The 14,729-nt window shown below is 68.1% G+C and carries 15 protein-coding genes and 1 riboswitch; of the genes, 8 read left to right on the top strand and 7 right to left on the bottom strand.

Annotated elements, in window-relative coordinates; genetic code table 11:
* Positions 1-21: 21 nt before the first annotated feature.
* From PQB87_RS25630 to PQB87_RS25610, 5 genes are read right to left on the bottom strand one after another with little or no spacing between them, the layout of a single operon-like run.
* On the bottom strand, positions 22-846 hold the full coding sequence (locus PQB87_RS25630; protein ID WP_059677260.1) for an SDR family NAD(P)-dependent oxidoreductase: 825 nt from the start codon (positions 844-846) through the stop codon (positions 22-24).
* A 5-nt stretch (positions 847-851) separates the two neighbouring features.
* Positions 852-1,727 (bottom strand): SDR family NAD(P)-dependent oxidoreductase, encoded by an 876-nt coding sequence (locus tag PQB87_RS25625; protein ID WP_301861512.1) that lies wholly within the window; start codon positions 1,725-1,727, stop codon positions 852-854.
* 31 nt (positions 1,728-1,758) lie between these two features.
* Positions 1,759-2,751 (bottom strand): NADP-dependent oxidoreductase, encoded by a 993-nt coding sequence (locus PQB87_RS25620; protein ID WP_489244233.1) that lies wholly within the window; start codon positions 2,749-2,751, stop codon positions 1,759-1,761.
* A 44-nt stretch (positions 2,752-2,795) separates the two neighbouring features.
* The gene (locus PQB87_RS25615) at positions 2,796-3,452 is read right to left on the bottom strand and encodes a Dabb family protein (RefSeq protein ID WP_489244231.1); all 657 of its coding nucleotides are present in this window, start codon (positions 3,450-3,452) and stop codon (positions 2,796-2,798) included.
* Positions 3,442-3,786: a hypothetical protein gene (locus PQB87_RS25610; protein WP_134255826.1), complete on the bottom strand. Its 345-nt coding sequence runs from the start codon at positions 3,784-3,786 to the stop codon at positions 3,442-3,444. Before PQB87_RS25610 ends, PQB87_RS25615 begins: the two co-directional genes overlap by 11 nt.
* A 167-nt stretch (positions 3,787-3,953) precedes the next feature.
* Here PQB87_RS25610 and PQB87_RS25605 point away from each other — a divergent pair, with 167 nt between their 5' ends.
* The 7 genes from PQB87_RS25605 to PQB87_RS25575 all read left to right on the top strand — a co-directional run bounded on the left by PQB87_RS25605 (position 3,954) and on the right by PQB87_RS25575 (position 11,858).
* Positions 3,954-5,012 (top strand): helix-turn-helix transcriptional regulator, encoded by a 1,059-nt coding sequence (locus PQB87_RS25605; RefSeq protein ID WP_489244229.1) that lies wholly within the window; start codon positions 3,954-3,956, stop codon positions 5,010-5,012.
* 89 nt (positions 5,013-5,101) lie between these two features.
* Positions 5,102-5,294, top strand: a riboswitch (cobalamin riboswitch).
* A gap of 342 nt (positions 5,295-5,636) precedes the next feature.
* A complete protein-coding gene (locus tag PQB87_RS25600; protein WP_489244227.1) occupies positions 5,637-7,565 on the top strand; it encodes a TonB-dependent receptor domain-containing protein in 1,929 nt (642 codons plus the stop codon).
* Between the two features lie 235 nt (positions 7,566-7,800).
* Positions 7,801-8,370 carry a YdeI/OmpD-associated family protein gene (locus PQB87_RS25595; RefSeq protein WP_059650580.1) on the top strand — a complete coding sequence of 190 codons (570 nt, stop codon included), beginning with the start codon at positions 7,801-7,803 and terminating at the stop codon, positions 8,368-8,370.
* Between the two features lie 204 nt (positions 8,371-8,574).
* The gene (locus PQB87_RS25590; RefSeq protein ID WP_489244226.1) at positions 8,575-9,420 is read left to right on the top strand and encodes a GNAT family N-acetyltransferase; all 846 of its coding nucleotides are present in this window, start codon (positions 8,575-8,577) and stop codon (positions 9,418-9,420) included.
* Between the two features lie 402 nt (positions 9,421-9,822).
* Complete coding sequence (locus PQB87_RS25585; protein ID WP_489244224.1) at positions 9,823-10,395, top strand: TetR/AcrR family transcriptional regulator; 573 nt, start codon at positions 9,823-9,825, stop codon at positions 10,393-10,395.
* Between the two features lie 22 nt (positions 10,396-10,417).
* Positions 10,418-11,413, top strand: a complete 996-nt coding sequence (locus PQB87_RS25580; protein WP_489244223.1) for an alpha/beta hydrolase — start codon at positions 10,418-10,420, stop codon at positions 11,411-11,413.
* Between the two features lie 19 nt (positions 11,414-11,432).
* A complete protein-coding gene (locus tag PQB87_RS25575; RefSeq protein ID WP_059683668.1) occupies positions 11,433-11,858 on the top strand; it encodes a DUF6331 family protein in 426 nt (141 codons plus the stop codon).
* Here PQB87_RS25575 and PQB87_RS25570 read toward each other — a convergent pair.
* Complete coding sequence (locus PQB87_RS25570) at positions 11,855-12,487, bottom strand: LysE family translocator (RefSeq protein WP_489244222.1); 633 nt, start codon at positions 12,485-12,487, stop codon at positions 11,855-11,857. The two genes, PQB87_RS25575 and PQB87_RS25570, sit on opposite strands and share 4 nt — an antisense overlap.
* Positions 12,488-12,603: 116 nt before the next feature.
* On the opposite strand from PQB87_RS25570, the gene PQB87_RS25565 reads away from it, so the two are divergent.
* Positions 12,604-13,065 carry an Lrp/AsnC family transcriptional regulator gene (locus PQB87_RS25565; RefSeq protein ID WP_027791696.1) on the top strand — a complete coding sequence of 154 codons (462 nt, stop codon included), beginning with the start codon at positions 12,604-12,606 and terminating at the stop codon, positions 13,063-13,065.
* A gap of 121 nt (positions 13,066-13,186) precedes the next feature.
* Here the strand turns inward: PQB87_RS25565 and PQB87_RS25560 are convergent, their stop codons facing one another.
* Positions 13,187-14,653 carry a collagen-like triple helix repeat-containing protein gene (locus PQB87_RS25560; protein ID WP_489244220.1) on the bottom strand — a complete coding sequence of 489 codons (1,467 nt, stop codon included), beginning with the start codon at positions 14,651-14,653 and terminating at the stop codon, positions 13,187-13,189.
* Positions 14,654-14,729: the final 76 nt, after the last annotated feature.

The raw sequence follows: 14,729 nt of genomic DNA, 5'->3' as shown, positions 1-14,729 counted from the left end.
GGCGCCAATGCCGCCCGGCCCTCAGAACGACGGCAACGACGGATCGCGCGCGGCCAGAATGTCGTCGGTGCGCCGCTGCAGCGCGCCGTCGATCGTCTCCGGTTGCGGAATCAGCCAGTAGCGCCCGGCACGGATGCCGTCGAACACCCGCTCGGCGAACGCGTCGGGCGTGAGCCCGTGCGCGTTCAGCATCGAGCGCATCGTGTCGACGAAGCCGCGCACTTCGGGCCGGTCGTGCACCGCGCCGAACGGGTCGTTGAAGATGCCCGATTGCACGGGGCCAGGCGCAAGCAACGACACGCCGACCGGCGCACCGAGCATCTTCAGTTCTCCGTACAGCGATTCGGTCAGCGCGACCACCGCGAATTTCGTCGCCGAATAAGGCGACATCAGCGGGCTCGGCAGGAACCCGCCCACCGACGCGGTATTCACGATGCGCGCCGGCACGTTGCGTTCGAGCATCCGCGGCACGAAGCTGCGGATCCCGTTCAGCACGCCGTGCACGTTGATCGCGAAGCTGCGCTCGAAGCGCTCCGGTGTGATTTCCCAGCTGAAGCCGGTCGCCATCACGCCCGCGTTGTTGAACAGCAGGTCGACGCCGCCGAAGCGCTGCCACGCGGCTTCCGCCAGCGCGTCGACGGCTTCCGGCCGGCTGACGTCGGTCGGCACGCACAGCACGTCGGTGTCGAGCGTCGCGGCGAATGCGTCGAGCTTCGCCGGGTCGAGATCGGCCAGCACGACGCGCATGCCGAGCCCGGCAGCATGGCGTGCAAGCCCGCTGCCGATGCCGCTGGCCGCGCCGGTGATCACGGCGGTGCCGCCGTCGAAGCGAATCGGGTTCGTCATGTCGATCAGAGTCCTGTGGGGTCGATGTGGGGATGCGCGTACGCGGGAATCACCGGCGGCGGCAGCACCGTGCGGCCGTCGAGCGAATGCACCTCGAGCTGCTGCGCGAGCGGGAAATGCAGGCTGTGCGTGACGAGGCCGGTGCGTTCGCGCGCCGGCAGGCTGCACAGCGCGAGCGCGGTTTCCGCGAGATACGCGACATCCTCGGTCGGATAGCCTTCGGGGATGTAGCGCGCGGCGCCCGGCGTGCGGATCGCCGTGCTCGGCGCGACGAGATTCACCGCGATGCCGTCGGCTTCGAGTTCGGCCGCGAGCCCCTGCGTGAAGCGCGACAGCGCCGCCTTCGCCGCCGCGTAGACGGTCGCGCCGCCCGCACGCGAGAAATCGTCGAACGGGCGCAGCGGCGGCAGCGCCGTCACCGAGCCGACGTTCACGATCCAGCCGGCGCCGCGCGCACGCATCAGCGGGATCGCGGCCTGCGCCAGCGCGAACGGAATCCGCAGATAGTGTTCGATCGTCGTGTCGAACATCGTCATCGGCATCGCGTCGACGCACGCATAGTCCGCCACGCCCGCGTTGTTGACGAGGATGTCGAAGCCGCCGGCCGCCTGCGCCGCGCGCCCGACGAGCGCGTCGCGCTCGGCCGCGTTCGACAGGTCGGCCGCGAGCGCGAGCGCGCGACCGCCCGCCTGCTCGATCAGCGCGACCGTTTCGGCGAGCGTGCCGGCGGTCGTGGCCGATTGCGCGAGGCTGCGTGCCGTCACGACGACGGTCGCGCCTTCGGATGCCAGGCGCTGCGCGATCGCACGGCCAATGCCGCGGCTTGCGCCGGTCACGAGCGCGCACTTGCCGGCCAGTACGCCGGTTCGGGTATCGGTCATCGTTGTCTCCTGTGATGGGCGTGCGGGCCGCTCAACCGGCGATATCCGCAACATGAAGCACCAGCTTCGTTTTCGCCTCGCCCGTTTGAACGAGATCGAGGGCATGGGCCGCCTGTTCGAGCGGAAATCGGTCGAAGCGCGGCACGCGCAGTGCGCACCGCTCGAGTTGCGCCGCGATCCGGCCGAGCGTGGCGCCGCTCGGCATCCGGCTGTAGGTCATCGCGGTGCGCAGGCCACGCCGGGCGGCTTCGGCGGCCGTCGCGGCCAGCCGCTGCGCATCGCCCGGTGCGAGCGTCATGATGTTCACCAGCGTGCCGCCCGGTGCCAGCAGGTCGAGCGCGTCGGGCAGCGTGTCGCCGCCGACCGCGTCGAGCACGAGGTCGACCCCGCCGGGCGCCCATGCGCGCAGCGCCGCCGCGATGTCCTGCGCGCGATAGTCGATGCTTGCCGCGGCGCCCAGCGATTCGATCGTCTCGCGGTTGCGCGCGGAACACGTCGCCGCGACCCGCGCGCCGGCCTGCGCCGCGAGCTGGATCGCGAACGTGCCGACCGCGCCCGCGCCGCCGTGCACCAGCACGGTCTGTCCGGCCCGCAGCCCGCCGTCGTCGAACAGGCCGGCCCACGCGGCAAGCGCGGGGGTCGGCACCGTGGCGGCTTCCGCGAGGCTCACCGCGTCGGGCACGCGCACGACCGAGTCGTGGCGCACCGCCACGTATTCCGCATACGCGCCCCAGCGCCCCGCGCCGACGTCGGTCTGCGCGAACACCCGCATGCCGGGCGCGAAACCGTCGACGCCGTCGCCGACCGCTTCGACCACGCCCGCCGCGTCGAAGCCGATCACGAACGGAAACGTGTACTGCATGAATGCGCCGAGGTAGCCTTCGCGGCATTTCCAGTCGGCGGGATTGACGCCCGCAAAGGCAACGCGGATCAGCACGTCGCCGGGGCCCGGCGTCGGTGCCGGCACGTCGGCCATCCGCAACGCGTCGGAATGACCCGCGCGGTCGATCAACAGGGCTCGCATCTTCGTGTCTCCAGGGGTGTTGTCGGCTTGACGTTCGCGCCGCGTCACGCCGCCGTCTCGGCCAGCAGGCTCGACGCGAGCGGACAGAACGCATGCGAGATCGCATCGACGGTCCAGTCGGGGCTTTCGGCATCGAACCGGCGGTCGACCCAGCCCCAGTGATACGGATGCATCAGGTATTCGCCGAGCAGATCGCCGACGTGCGCGAATTCCTGCTGCCACACGTGTGTCCATGCGCCCGGGGTCGCGATCCGGCTCAGGCGCCAGTTGCGGATGCCGGGCATGAACGCGGGCATGCGCAGCAGTTCGCGTTCGAGCGCGGCGACCTGCGCGGCGCCGGCCTGCGGCCGCACGCGCAGCATCAGCGTGCGCCACACGCCGTCGCGCAGCGCGGGCTCGCGCAGGCCGCCGCCGATCGCGCGGCACACGGCGCCGTCGATGCGTACGATGCCCGGCAGTTGCGCGAGCGTGGCGAAATCCGCCGTGCCGTCGGCCGCGCAGTTGGCTGTGCCATTGGCCGCCGAATCGTCGCGCAGCACGTCGAGCGTGTAGTCGCCCGCGCCCCAACTGCCGTCCAGATTGCGCGCCAGCACCACGCGTTTCGCGCCGGCCAGCGCGTGTGCCGCTTCGTGCAACGCGCGTTCGATGCCACCGGCGTCGCAATCCGCCGACACGAACACCTGTGCCGTGTCATGCCGCATGATCGACCTCCGTCAGCGCGGGCAGCGGCGCATCGGCGTCCGTCATCACATGGCGGCGGCGCACGTCGCACAGCGCGTCGACCGCCATCCAGAAACCGACCACGCCGGCATCCGTCAGCGCGCGCATCCGGTAGTAGGCCGGCGCATCGGCCACGTGCCAGGTCAGCCACAGCGTGCTCGGCTGCCCCGGCACCGCGACGGGCGGCGACACCCAGTGGCCAGCCGCCGTCAGCCCGCGTGCCGCGTGGCCCGGCAGGTAGCGGTCGCGCAGCAGCGCAAGCACGTCGGGAATGCGCTCGGGCGCGAGCGTGATTTCGTCTACGATCTGGATCATTCGCGTGTCGTCCGTAGTCGTTCGTGACAAGGATCGGCGGCCGGCCTACGCCGTTCCGGCGAGGCCGCGGGTGGCCGGCGTGGATAGCATTCTTGCGTGGCGGCGATGAGCGGGCCCCTACCGGCCCGCTCACCGGCCCCTGTCGCAACGATCAGATCGGGAAACTCATGAAACAGCGCGCCATGCCGGCCCGCGGCCGTATCCTGCCGGGCCTCGGCGCGCGCCTGCTGAGCGAACTCACGCGCAGCGGCGCGCCGCCGGCCGACCGCGATGCGCAGCCACCTCGACCGGCGACGACACCGGGCGATTTCGTCGCGCTGTACCGCGACGCGATCGAGCGGCTCGAGGCGCGGGTCGCGCGCGGCGACGGTCACCCGCCGATGCGCAAGCGCGAAGTCGACCTGATGTGCCGCTGCCTGCTGAGTTGCGCAACGCTCGCCGACGCGATCCGCTGTGCGGCCGAGTTCTGCGAAATGCTGCAGCCGCGCGCCGGTCACCTGACGCTTGCGATGCGCGATGGGCGTGCGCTGTTCCGGATGGATTCGCTGCGGCGTACGCGCAGCCCGGCCGCGTGCCTGGTCGACCTGACCGGGCTGTTCTGCTACCTGCAGCTGTTCGGCTGGCTGATCGGGCAGCCGTTGCGGCCGACCGACGTGTGGCTCGGCCATCCGCGCCGCGACGACGCGATGCCACTGCTCGGACTGTTCAATGCGCCGGTTGAAGTGGGCCGCAAGACCTACGGTTTCGCGTTCGATGCGGCGCGGCTCGCGTGCCGCGTGATCCGGCAGCCGGCCGAGCTCGACGCGTTTCTCGTCGATTTTCCGTTTCGCCTGATCGATGCGGCACCGGCCGTCGTGTCGTGGACGCAGCAGGTGCGCGGTTTCCTCGATGCGGCGCTCGCGCACGAACAGGCGTTGCCGGCACTCGCCGAACCGGCCGCGTGGCTCGGGGTCAGCGAGGCGACGTTGCGGCGGCGGCTGATGGCCGAGCACACCGGTTATCACGCGCTGAAGGAGCAGTGTCTCGCCGAAGCCGCGCAACGCTGCCTGCGCGAATCGGACTGGCCGGTCGCGCGGATTGCCGCGCATCTCGGGTTCGGCGGCGAGGAGGCGTTTCGCCGCGCGTTCGTCCGGTGGACAGGGGTCGCGCCGAGCCGGTTCAGGCGCGATCGCACGGCGTCGAACCACCCTGTTTCATCAGACATGAAACGCGGCGCCGACGCATGAAGGAAAGGATTTCGAAAGGATTTGCCCGGCAATGACGTTTTTTCGCATCCCTGCGTCGCCGGATATTTGACGTAGCGGCGCGCACGCCATTACCCTTGCGCGCTGATGGTGCCCGGAGACGGGATCAAAAGGGAACGCAGGAGAGGCCATGCCTCGAATCTGCGGCTGCCCCCGCAACTGTGAGCGGTGAATTCGTGCCACTGCGTGCCACTGGGAAACCGGGAAGGCCCGCACGAATGACGACCCGCGAGCCAGGAGACCTGCCATCGACCCGAGGTCCAGGCAGCCGCACCGGGCGGGGTGTCCCGGAGCGCCAGGCACCGCCGTTGGCGGTCGCCCGCTGCATGGACGGCCCGACCTCAGGATCCGCCCGATGTCCATTGTTACCGCATCCGCTTCCGCACCGGAAGCGCCGCGCCGGCACGCCGCCGGCCTGCACGGCCCGCCCGCACGCACGTGCCGTCCCCCATCGACTGCGTCCGCCGGCGTGCGCCGCGCCGACGCCCGCGACACCGGCCTGCCCGGCCCGGTCGCGCGATAACCCGATCACCGATAACAAGACCGGTGCTGCCCGCCGCCCGCTCACGATCGACGCCAGCGCAGCCCGACGACAACGACAGCCTCATGAAGATTCGACACCTCCTTGCCACGTCCGCCGCGACCGCGCTCCTCTCGCCCCTCGCCCACGCCGCCGGCGACACCGCGGTTTCGCAACCGGCCCCGGCCGCCGAAGGCACCGACCTGCCGACGATCGACGTGACCGACACGCGGCGCCTGCCCGAGTCGTTCGACCAGCGTTATGCGACGACCCAGGTGCTCACGCGCACCGATCTCGACCGGCTGTCGCCGAGCGACCCGAGCATCACGCAGGCGCTTGCGACGCTGCCCGGCGTGACCGTCTCGCAGAACGGCGGCCCCGGTTCGTCCGCGTCGGTCAGCATCCGCGGCTCGTCGGCCAACCAGGTCGCCGTGTTCATCGACGGCATCCGGATCGGCTCGCCGACCACCGGCATCGCGCCGTGGGCCGACTTGCCGACCGAAGCGTTCGAACGTGTGGAAGTGATTTCGGGGCCGGCTGCCGCGTCGTTCGGCGCCAATGCGATGGGCGGCGTCGTGCAGCTCTTCACGCGCCGCGCCGCCAACCAGCCGAACCAGACGACCGTGTCGTTCGGCGGCGGGTCGAACAAGACGTTCGACACGCAGCTCCGCACGTCGGGCACGGTGCCGTCGACCGGGCCGCTCGCCGCGCTCGGCGGGCTCACCTACTCGCTCGGCCTGCGCTCGTACAACACGGCCGGCATCGACTCGACGCGGCCCGTGCTGCCGTACCATGAGGCCGGCCGCAACCCGTACCACGCGCAGGATCTCGATGCGCGCCTCGGCTACGCGCGCGACAACTGGTCGATCTCGACGTTCGCGCTGTATCACCGGTCCGATCTGTCCTACGACAACAGCGGTTATGCGAACCGCCAGCTCGATCATCAGCTGACGACCGGTATCGCGTTCCATCTCGACATCACACCCGACACGCAGCTCGACCAGTCGTTCGGTTATGCGAACGATCGCCAGTTCCTCTACGCGAGCGATCCGGCCATCCCGACCGACCAGATCAATTCGCAGCGCATCAGCACGTCGACGTCGTTGACGCATCAGGAACGCGGGTTCCACCTGTTCGGGCTGCCGCTGTCGGGCGAGACCAAGCTCGCCTACGACTTCACGCGCGAGCAGGCGTTCCTGCCGGTCGATATGCCGGGCGGCATACCGACGCGCAACGATTCCGCGTTCTCGCTGCATCAGTCGGCGACGCTCGGCAGCGTGACGATGTTCCTCGCGGGGCGCCATGAAATCATCGCCGGGCAGTCGGTGAATACGGGTAACGCGGCGCTGTCGTGGGCGATCACGCCGGTGTATACGGCGCGCGTGTCGTACGGCAATGCGTTCAAGCTGCCGACGTTCAACGACCTGTACTACCCCGGCTACGGCAATCCGGATCTCAGCCCGGAACGCAACACGTCGGTCGAGGCCGCGGTCGATGCGAACACGTCGTACGGTACGTTCACGGCCGCGATCTACGACACGCGGGTCACCAACCTGATCGCGTACAACCCGGCGACGTTCTCGCCGATGAACATCGGTCGCGCGCATATTCGCGGCATCGACCTGTCGTACAAGGGGACGATCGGCCGCTCGACGCCGGTGAGCGTCGCGGTCGGGATCCTCAATCCGCAGGACGAGACCAACGACTCCTGGCTCAGCCGCCGTCCGCGCCAGACGGTCAGCGTCAACATCGATCACACGTGGGATGAACTCCACCTGCATGCGTTGAGCACGGGGGCGTCGCTGCTTTACGGCGGCACGACGTTCGACGATCCGGCCAACTCGACCTATCTGCCGTCGTACCTGACGGTGGGCCTGCGCGCGTCGTACCGGATCAATTCGCACCTGACGGTGTCGGCGACGGTGTCGAACCTGTTCGACCGGCAGTACATGACCGCGTATGGATACAACACGCTTGGGCGGACGGCGTTCGGGAAAGTGAGTTACACGTTCTGACGGGTGATTGAGGAGACCTTGGCGCGGTGGGCGGCAAGGTCTCCCGTCGGGAAGCAGAGTTTGATGCTTCCGTCACCGGGTATGGGAAACGGTATTGCGACCCAAACCCGTCTACGGGCTGGTGACTGCGGATCTGCCGGTCTTTCGGTCGCGCCACGGGCGTCAATGTCCGTATCAACACTGTTAGACTGCGGACGCCTTCCCCGTAGATGTACTCACCATTCAGGACATCGACATGACCGAATGCACGCTCACGTTTGCCAGTCAGATCGAATGGGAAAGCTGGTTAGGGGAAAACGGCAGCACGTCAACCGGCGCATGGCTGCGTCTCGCGAAAAAAGGCACCGGGCAGCGAACCGTCACCTACGAACAGGCGCTGGAAAGCGCCCTCTGCCATGGCTGGATCGATGGTCAAAAGCGGGCCGGGAACGACCAATACTGGTTACAACGTTTCACCCCACGCACTGCCAAAAGCCTGTGGTCGCAACTCAACAAGGACCGGGCCGAAGCACTGATCGCCGCAGGCAGAATGCGCCCGCCCGGCATGGGCGAAATCGAGAAGGCCAGGAAGGACGGCCGCTGGAACGCTGCTTATACGTCGGCCAGCAACTCGACCGTGCCGGACGACCTGCAGGCGGCCCTGGACGCCAATCCCGGAGCCAAAAAATTCTTCGCAACCCTGAACAGCCGTAACCGCTATGCGATCCTGTATCGCATACAGAATGCCAAAAAGCCCGAAACAAGGGCGCGCAAAATCGGGGAGTTCATCGACATGCTGATGCGTGGCGAAACGTTCCATCCATGAGTTTTTCGCCGACGGAGATTTTCCCGAACGTGGGGGATACAACCCGTCATGGCCGCTTCGGCTCGGCATCGGTCATCACACACTCGTTCCATTCTTCGGACTATGATGATCCGGCCGGCAGCCACGGGGCTGCCGGCTCACGCTTCCTCGATACATTTCACGTAACGCAACGCGCATTCCCTAGCGCTGCGACCGGGGTGAATCATGGATCAACACGAAGACTTCATCGTGCGCACCATGTCGGCCGACGAGGTAGCCATGTCGATCGAATGGGCGGCGGCGGAAGGCTGGAACCCCGGCCTGCATGATCCTTCCTGTTTCTGGGAAGCGGACCCGGCCGGGTTCTTCGTCGGCGTCTGGCGTGGCGAGCCCGTCGCGTGCCTCGCCGCCGTCGCCTACGACGAACGCTTTGGTTTCATCGGCCTCTACATCGTGAAACCCGGGTTTCGCGGCAAGGGCTTCGGCATCCGAATCTGGCAGCACGGCATGCGTTACCTCGCCGATCGCAACATCGGACTCGATGGTGTCGTGGCCCAGCAGGCGAACTACCGGAAGTCCGGATTCGCGCTCGCGTACCGCAACATCCGCTATCAGGGGCGCGTGGACGGCATCGGGTGCGCGCACGTGACCGCCGCGGCCGACGTGCCGTTCGAGCAGTTGCTCGCCTACGACCGCCGGTGCTTTCCAGCGGCACGCGCGCGTTTCGTCTCCGCGTGGATCGCGCAGCCGGATGCCGTCGCGCTCGTGACCGTCGACGCCGGCCGTATCGCCGGATACGGTGTCGTGCGCCGCTGCAAGGCGGGCTGCAAGGTCGGCCCGCTGTTCGCCGACGACGCAGGCGTTGCCACCGGGCTGTTTCGCGCGCTGGCCGCGCGCATGCCCGGCGAGGTCATCGTGCTCGACGTGCCGGAAACGAACCCCGCAGCCGTCGCGCTGGCGGAACGGCACGGCATGACGAGCGTCTTCGAAACCGCGCGGATGTACACGCAAGACGCGCCGTCGATTGCAATCGATCGCGTGTTCGGGGTGACGTCGTTCGAGCTGGGGTAATCGTCACGAACAGGGCGGACGCCCAAGTCGCTACGCGATGCAACGTCAGCAAGCGTGGCTGGGTAATTCCGCCCTCTACGGCCCTTGTACGGCAGGTACGGGCATCGTGCGGGCATCAACGGGCCACCCGTCGGAACGGGTGATGCGCAGACGACGCAGATCCCGATCGCCGCGACAGCCGGGTGGATATGGCTTACATGCCCGGCACGTGTTTGTCTCCGCTTCCTGACGCACGACACCCGACCAAAGCGGCCATCCCCGATCACATGAAGCCATAGCGCTTCGACGCACCGGAACACGTCACCCCAATGACGCACAGGCAGAAGCGGTACGCCCGGAAAATTGACAACCCCACCAAACCTAATACAATTAGCCGCTTGACTAACTTGAATAGCATCCGTCATGGCACGCGCCGGCATCACCCTGGACAAACTCGTCGAAGCCGGCGCACAGCTCGCCGATGAGACCGACTTCGAGCACCTGACCGGCGCAGCGCTCGCGCGTCACTTCGACGTCAAGCTCGCCAGCCTGTACTCCCATGTCCCGAGTTTCGACGACCTCAAGAGCCGGATCGCACTCTTCGCGCTGAGGGAACTCGCCGATCGCGCAACCGAAGCACTGGCCGGCCGTAGCGCCAAGGACGCGCTGACAGCGCTCGCCAACGTCTATCGCGACTACGCGCGCGAGCACCCCGGCCGTTTTGCAGCCGCGCGCCACCCGCTGAGCGTCGAGCGCGCCACTGAAAGCGCCGGCGGCCGGCTCGTCAGGATGACCTCGGCCGTGCTGCGCAGCTACGACATGCCGGAAGCCGAGCAGCCGCATGCGATCCGGCTGCTCGGCGGCTTTTTCATGGGCTACGTCACACTCGAAAGCGCCGGCGGGTTCTCGCACAGCGCACCGGCTTCCGACGCGTCGTGGTTGCGCAGTCTCGATGCGCTGGACGTGATGCTGCGCCACTGGCCTTGCGCCGCATGACTCGCCCAACGGAGCTGAATCGATGAAAGACCAACCCGACGGCGTGGTCCTGCCGAGCCGTGTCGTCCCCTTCCCGGCCTCGATCAGCGAAGAGGCGCGAGCCGCGTTGCAACGGCTGGTCGGCAGCGACGGCGTGCCGCTGAACGCGCTGCACGTGATGCCTGCCCCGGACGATTTCGACGCATGGATGCGCGTGAAGGCGGCCGCCGACGCGCACTACGCGGCGGCCATCGAGCAGCTCGGCGGTCATCTGCGTTCAAGCGTGGAGACGATCCGGGCCGGCGCTGCGGACGTGCACGTCGCCACGCCCGAGGCAATGGCTTCCGGCGAATGCGCGTACATCGACCTGCATGGCGGTGCGCTGGTTCTCGGCGGCGGCGCCGCATGCCGCGCCGGCGCGCAGATGCAAGCCGACCGGCTCGGCATTCGATGCTACGGCGTCGACTATCGCCTGCCGCCCGAACATCCGTATCCGGCCGCACTCGACGATTGCATCGCCGCGTATGCGTCCGTGCTGGAGCGCCACGCACCGGAAAACATCGTCATCGGCGGGCGCTCGGCGGGCGGCAACCTCGCCGCCGCGATGGTGCTGCGCGCCCGCGACGAAGGGTTGCCGCTCCCGGCCGCGCTGGTGCTGCTGTCGCCGGAAGTCGACCTGACCGAATCCGGCGACAGCTTCGAGACCAACCGCCTCGTCGACGTGGTGTTGCCGACGTCGCTGATGCCGAACAACCTGCTCTACGCGAACGGCGCCGATCTCGCGCATCCGTATCTGTCACCGCTGTTCGGCGATTTCGCTGCCGGTTTCCCGCCGACCTTCATCCAGAGCGGCACGCGCGACCTGTTCCTGTCGAACGCGGTCCGCCTGCACCGCGCATTGCGGCGCGCGCAGGTACCGACCGAGCTTCACCTGTTCGAAGGCATGCCGCATGGCGGGTTCATGGGCGCGCCCGAAGACATGGAACTGGGCCAGGAAATCGCGCGCTTCGTGCGCGCGCATTTGCCTGCATTGAATTGAATCCGTCGAGCGTCGGACGATGAACGGCAAACCCCACAAGGACGACATCGGCATCGGCCCGGATCGCTGGATCGAATTCGGCGATCTGTCGGGCGGGCAGGCGCAGGCGGTCGCGATCGATCCCTGTCTGGCCGGGGTCATGTCGTTGATCGATGCACTGGAGACGGACTGTGTCGCCGCATGCTGCGGCATCGACGCATTCGGTTTCTGGCCGGACGAGATCGCGGTTGCCGTGAGCACGCTCGATCGCGCTGCGCTGGCACGGCTCGCCGACGATCTGCTGTCGGTTCAGCGCGCGATCGACGCGTTGCCGTCCGATCTCGTCGTCAGCACGCGGATGAACCAGTTTTTCAGGAAGGCGGTGTTACTCGAGTTGCTCGCGCATATCCGGACGACTATCGACGCGATCCGGTCGCAGCGCGATGCGCGCGACGCATCGACCTAAACGACGCCGCGCACGCCCGCGACCACCTGAACCACGCCGAACACCGCGACGACCGCGGCCGACACGCGCGACAGCCCGTGCATGAACGCGAACGACATCCGCGTGCGCAGCGCGGCGGTCGTACCGCTCAGGCACAGCCACCACGTTGCGGAGCCGATGAACACACCGGCGACCATCAGCGCCACGGCCGGCCACATCGCGCCTTCCCGCGCCCCCGACAGCGGGCCGAGCGCCGCGAAGATCCCGACGAACGACAGGATCGTCATCGGGTTCGACAGCGTCAGGCCGAACGTCGTCAGGAAATCGCGCAGGACGGTCGTGCGCGGCAGGTCGCGTTGCGCCGTCGACGCGGCCGGCGCCTGGCGCGCGATGGTCCACGCCAGCCACACGAGGAATGCGCCGCCGGCGATTTTCAACCCGACGGTCAGCATCGGGAACGCCGTGACGATACCCGCGATGCCGAGCGCACCGAGCAGGCCATAGATCGCATCGGCGCACGCGGCGCCGACGCCCGTCGCGAATCCCGCCTGAAAACCGCGGCTCAGGCTGCGCTGGATGCACAGAATGCCGATCGGGCCGACCGGCACCGCGATCGACAGCCCCATGACGACGGACTTGATGAACAGCATCGCCTGCTCCTTGCGACTTGTGACGCGTTGAACAGGCATCGTAGGGAAAATCCGGTCATCGCTGAATGCGGTTTTTAAGGAAAAATGGCGGCTCCACCTTAAAAAATTCCACCGCGATGGACGACCTGGACTGGAAGGTACTGGCGCTGCTGCAGGCCAACGGCCGCATCAGCTACACGGAGCTGGCGCGCCAGGTGCATCTGTCGGTGCCGGCGGTGACGGAGCGCGTGAAGCGCCTTGAAGCGGCCGGCGTCGTCGAGGGCTACACCGCGCGGATCAATCCTGCCGCCGCAGGCTATCCGGTCAGCGCGCTGATCGGCATCACGGTGCCGCAACCGGCGAAAGCGAAATTCCTCCGGTTGCTGGAGACGATTCCCGAAGTCGTCGAATGCCATCACGTGACGGGCGCGGACTCGTATGTGATGCGACTCGTCGCGATCAGCATGACCCATCTCGAACAACTGATCGAACGCATCAACCTGTACGGCGAAACACGCACGTCGATCGTGATGTCGACGCCGCTGCCCGCACGCGGATTGGCGCGGCCGCCGTCGCCGCGCGACATCGTTCGCGATTGACGCATCGAGCGGCCCCGCCCGATCCGCTTTCCGCAGGAGACCATCAAGAAACCCGGCCGGCGGTAACCGGCGGCCACTCTTCATCTGGCCGGTTACCGCCGTGACGATCCGGACCGATCGGCTACTTGCCGGCCACGCCGCCAAGCAGGCCGCCCACCAGCCCCGTGATGGGCGCGAGCGGATTGGCGAGCGCACCCAGCGGCGAGCCGCCGTCCGCGCCGGTCGCGGAACCGTTGTGAACGGTCGCCGGCATGCCGCCGACCACGCTCGTCACCAGGCCCGCCACCGGCACCGCGCCGTTCGCGCCGCTCGGGTTCACGAGGCCGCCCACATTGGTCACGGTGTTGCCGACCGCGCGAACGAGCCCGCCGACGCCGCCGACCAGCGGCTGGGGCGACGTGGACGTCACCTTCCATCCCGCCGACGTGATCGCGCCGCCGATCTGTCCGAGCAGGCCCGCAACCGGCTGCCCGAGGCCGGTCGCCGTGCCGACCTGCTGCGTGACCTGGCCGACGGTCGTGACGAGCGGCGTGATCGCCGTGCTGATCGCCTGCGTCGTCTGCTGGACCGGGCCCGACGACAGGGCCGAGCCGAGCATGGCGCCGCCCGTCTTGATGCCGCCGGACACGGTGTCGAGCAGGCCGCCGACCGGTGTCGTGAGCGGCGCCAGTGGCGACAGCGGGCCGGCGCCGAGCGCCTTCACCGTGTCGCCGAGGCCGGCGACCGGATTGCCGACCGAGCCGACGATGGAGCCGAGCCCGGCGACCGTCGTGCCGACGGGGTTCGCCGTGAAACCGGTCTGGCCGATGCCGTTGCTCACGGCGTTCGACGTGTCGCGGACGATCGTGCCCACGCCCGTGACCGTGTTGCCGAGGCCGGTGGTCACGCCCTTGCCGACTCCGGGCGGGCTCACGCCGCTGATCGTGGCGCCGGCATCCATGACGACCACGCCGACGGAACTGACGATGCCGTTCGTGCCGGGGGTTCCGCTGGTGCCGCTGGTGCCGCCGGTTCCGCTAGTCCCACTCGTTCCACTCGTCCCACTCGTTCCACTCGTTCCACTCGTTCCACTCGTTCCGCTGGTTCCACTCGTTCCGCTGGTTCCGCTGGTTCCGCTGGTTCCGCTCGTTCCGCTCGTTCCGCTCGTTCCGCTGGTCCCACTCGTGCCACTGGTTCCGCTCGTGCCACTGGTTCCGCTCGTGCCGCTGGTTCCACTCGTGCCGCTGGTTCCACTCGTGCCGCTGGTTCCACTCGTGCCGCTGGTTCCACTCGTGCCGCTGGTTCCACTCGTGCCGCTGGTTCCACTCGTGCCGCTGGTTCCACTCGTGCCGCTGGTTCCGCTCGTGCCGCTGGTTCCACTCGTTCCGCTAGTCCCACTCGTGCCACTAGTCCCACTCGTGCCACTGGTTCCGCTCGTGCCGCTCGTGCCACTGGTTCCACTCGTCCCGCCCGTCCCGCTCGTACTCGTTCCGATGTTGTTGCCACCCGGCTTCGGCGCCGTGACATCGCTGCCGCCGCACGCCGCCAGCGCACACGCCGCGGCAATCGCGGCGAGCGCAACGTTCGCCTTGATGAAATGATTTTGCATGGAAGCCCCCGTCCACAATTCAGCGCGATCCTTCCTGCAAGCATCTAGCGTGCCATGCCCGTCGGTTCCAGTACCG

It is taken from the genome of Burkholderia sp. KL41, assembly GCF_057005415.2.
Note: the sequence above shows the minus strand (reverse complement) of the source record. Positions and strands in the feature narration are given on the sequence as shown.

Bases quoted from the DNA above. Each gene is read 5' to 3' on its own strand.
- PQB87_RS25630 (WP_059677260.1), bottom strand. From the start codon at position 846: ATGACGAACCCGATTCGCTTCGACGGCGGCACCGCCGTGATCACCGGC.
- PQB87_RS25625 (WP_301861512.1), bottom strand. From the start codon at position 1,727: ATGACCGATACCCGAACCGGCGTACTGGCCGGCAAGTGCGCGCTCGTG.
- PQB87_RS25620 (WP_489244233.1), bottom strand. From the start codon at position 2,751: ATGCGAGCCCTGTTGATCGACCGCGCGGGTCATTCCGACGCGTTGCGG.
- PQB87_RS25615 (WP_489244231.1), bottom strand. From the start codon at position 3,452: ATGCGGCATGACACGGCACAGGTGTTCGTGTCGGCGGATTGCGACGCC.
- PQB87_RS25610 (WP_134255826.1), bottom strand. From the start codon at position 3,786: ATGATCCAGATCGTAGACGAAATCACGCTCGCGCCCGAGCGCATTCCC.
- PQB87_RS25605 (WP_489244229.1), top strand. From the start codon at position 3,954: ATGAAACAGCGCGCCATGCCGGCCCGCGGCCGTATCCTGCCGGGCCTC.
- PQB87_RS25600 (WP_489244227.1), top strand. From the start codon at position 5,637: ATGAAGATTCGACACCTCCTTGCCACGTCCGCCGCGACCGCGCTCCTC.
- PQB87_RS25595 (WP_059650580.1), top strand. From the start codon at position 7,801: ATGACCGAATGCACGCTCACGTTTGCCAGTCAGATCGAATGGGAAAGC.
- PQB87_RS25590 (WP_489244226.1), top strand. From the start codon at position 8,575: ATGGATCAACACGAAGACTTCATCGTGCGCACCATGTCGGCCGACGAG.
- PQB87_RS25585 (WP_489244224.1), top strand. From the start codon at position 9,823: ATGGCACGCGCCGGCATCACCCTGGACAAACTCGTCGAAGCCGGCGCA.
- PQB87_RS25580 (WP_489244223.1), top strand. From the start codon at position 10,418: ATGAAAGACCAACCCGACGGCGTGGTCCTGCCGAGCCGTGTCGTCCCC.
- PQB87_RS25575 (WP_059683668.1), top strand. From the start codon at position 11,433: ATGAACGGCAAACCCCACAAGGACGACATCGGCATCGGCCCGGATCGC.
- PQB87_RS25570 (WP_489244222.1), bottom strand. From the start codon at position 12,487: ATGCTGTTCATCAAGTCCGTCGTCATGGGGCTGTCGATCGCGGTGCCG.
- PQB87_RS25565 (WP_027791696.1), top strand. From the start codon at position 12,604: ATGGACGACCTGGACTGGAAGGTACTGGCGCTGCTGCAGGCCAACGGC.
- PQB87_RS25560 (WP_489244220.1), bottom strand. From the start codon at position 14,653: ATGCAAAATCATTTCATCAAGGCGAACGTTGCGCTCGCCGCGATTGCC.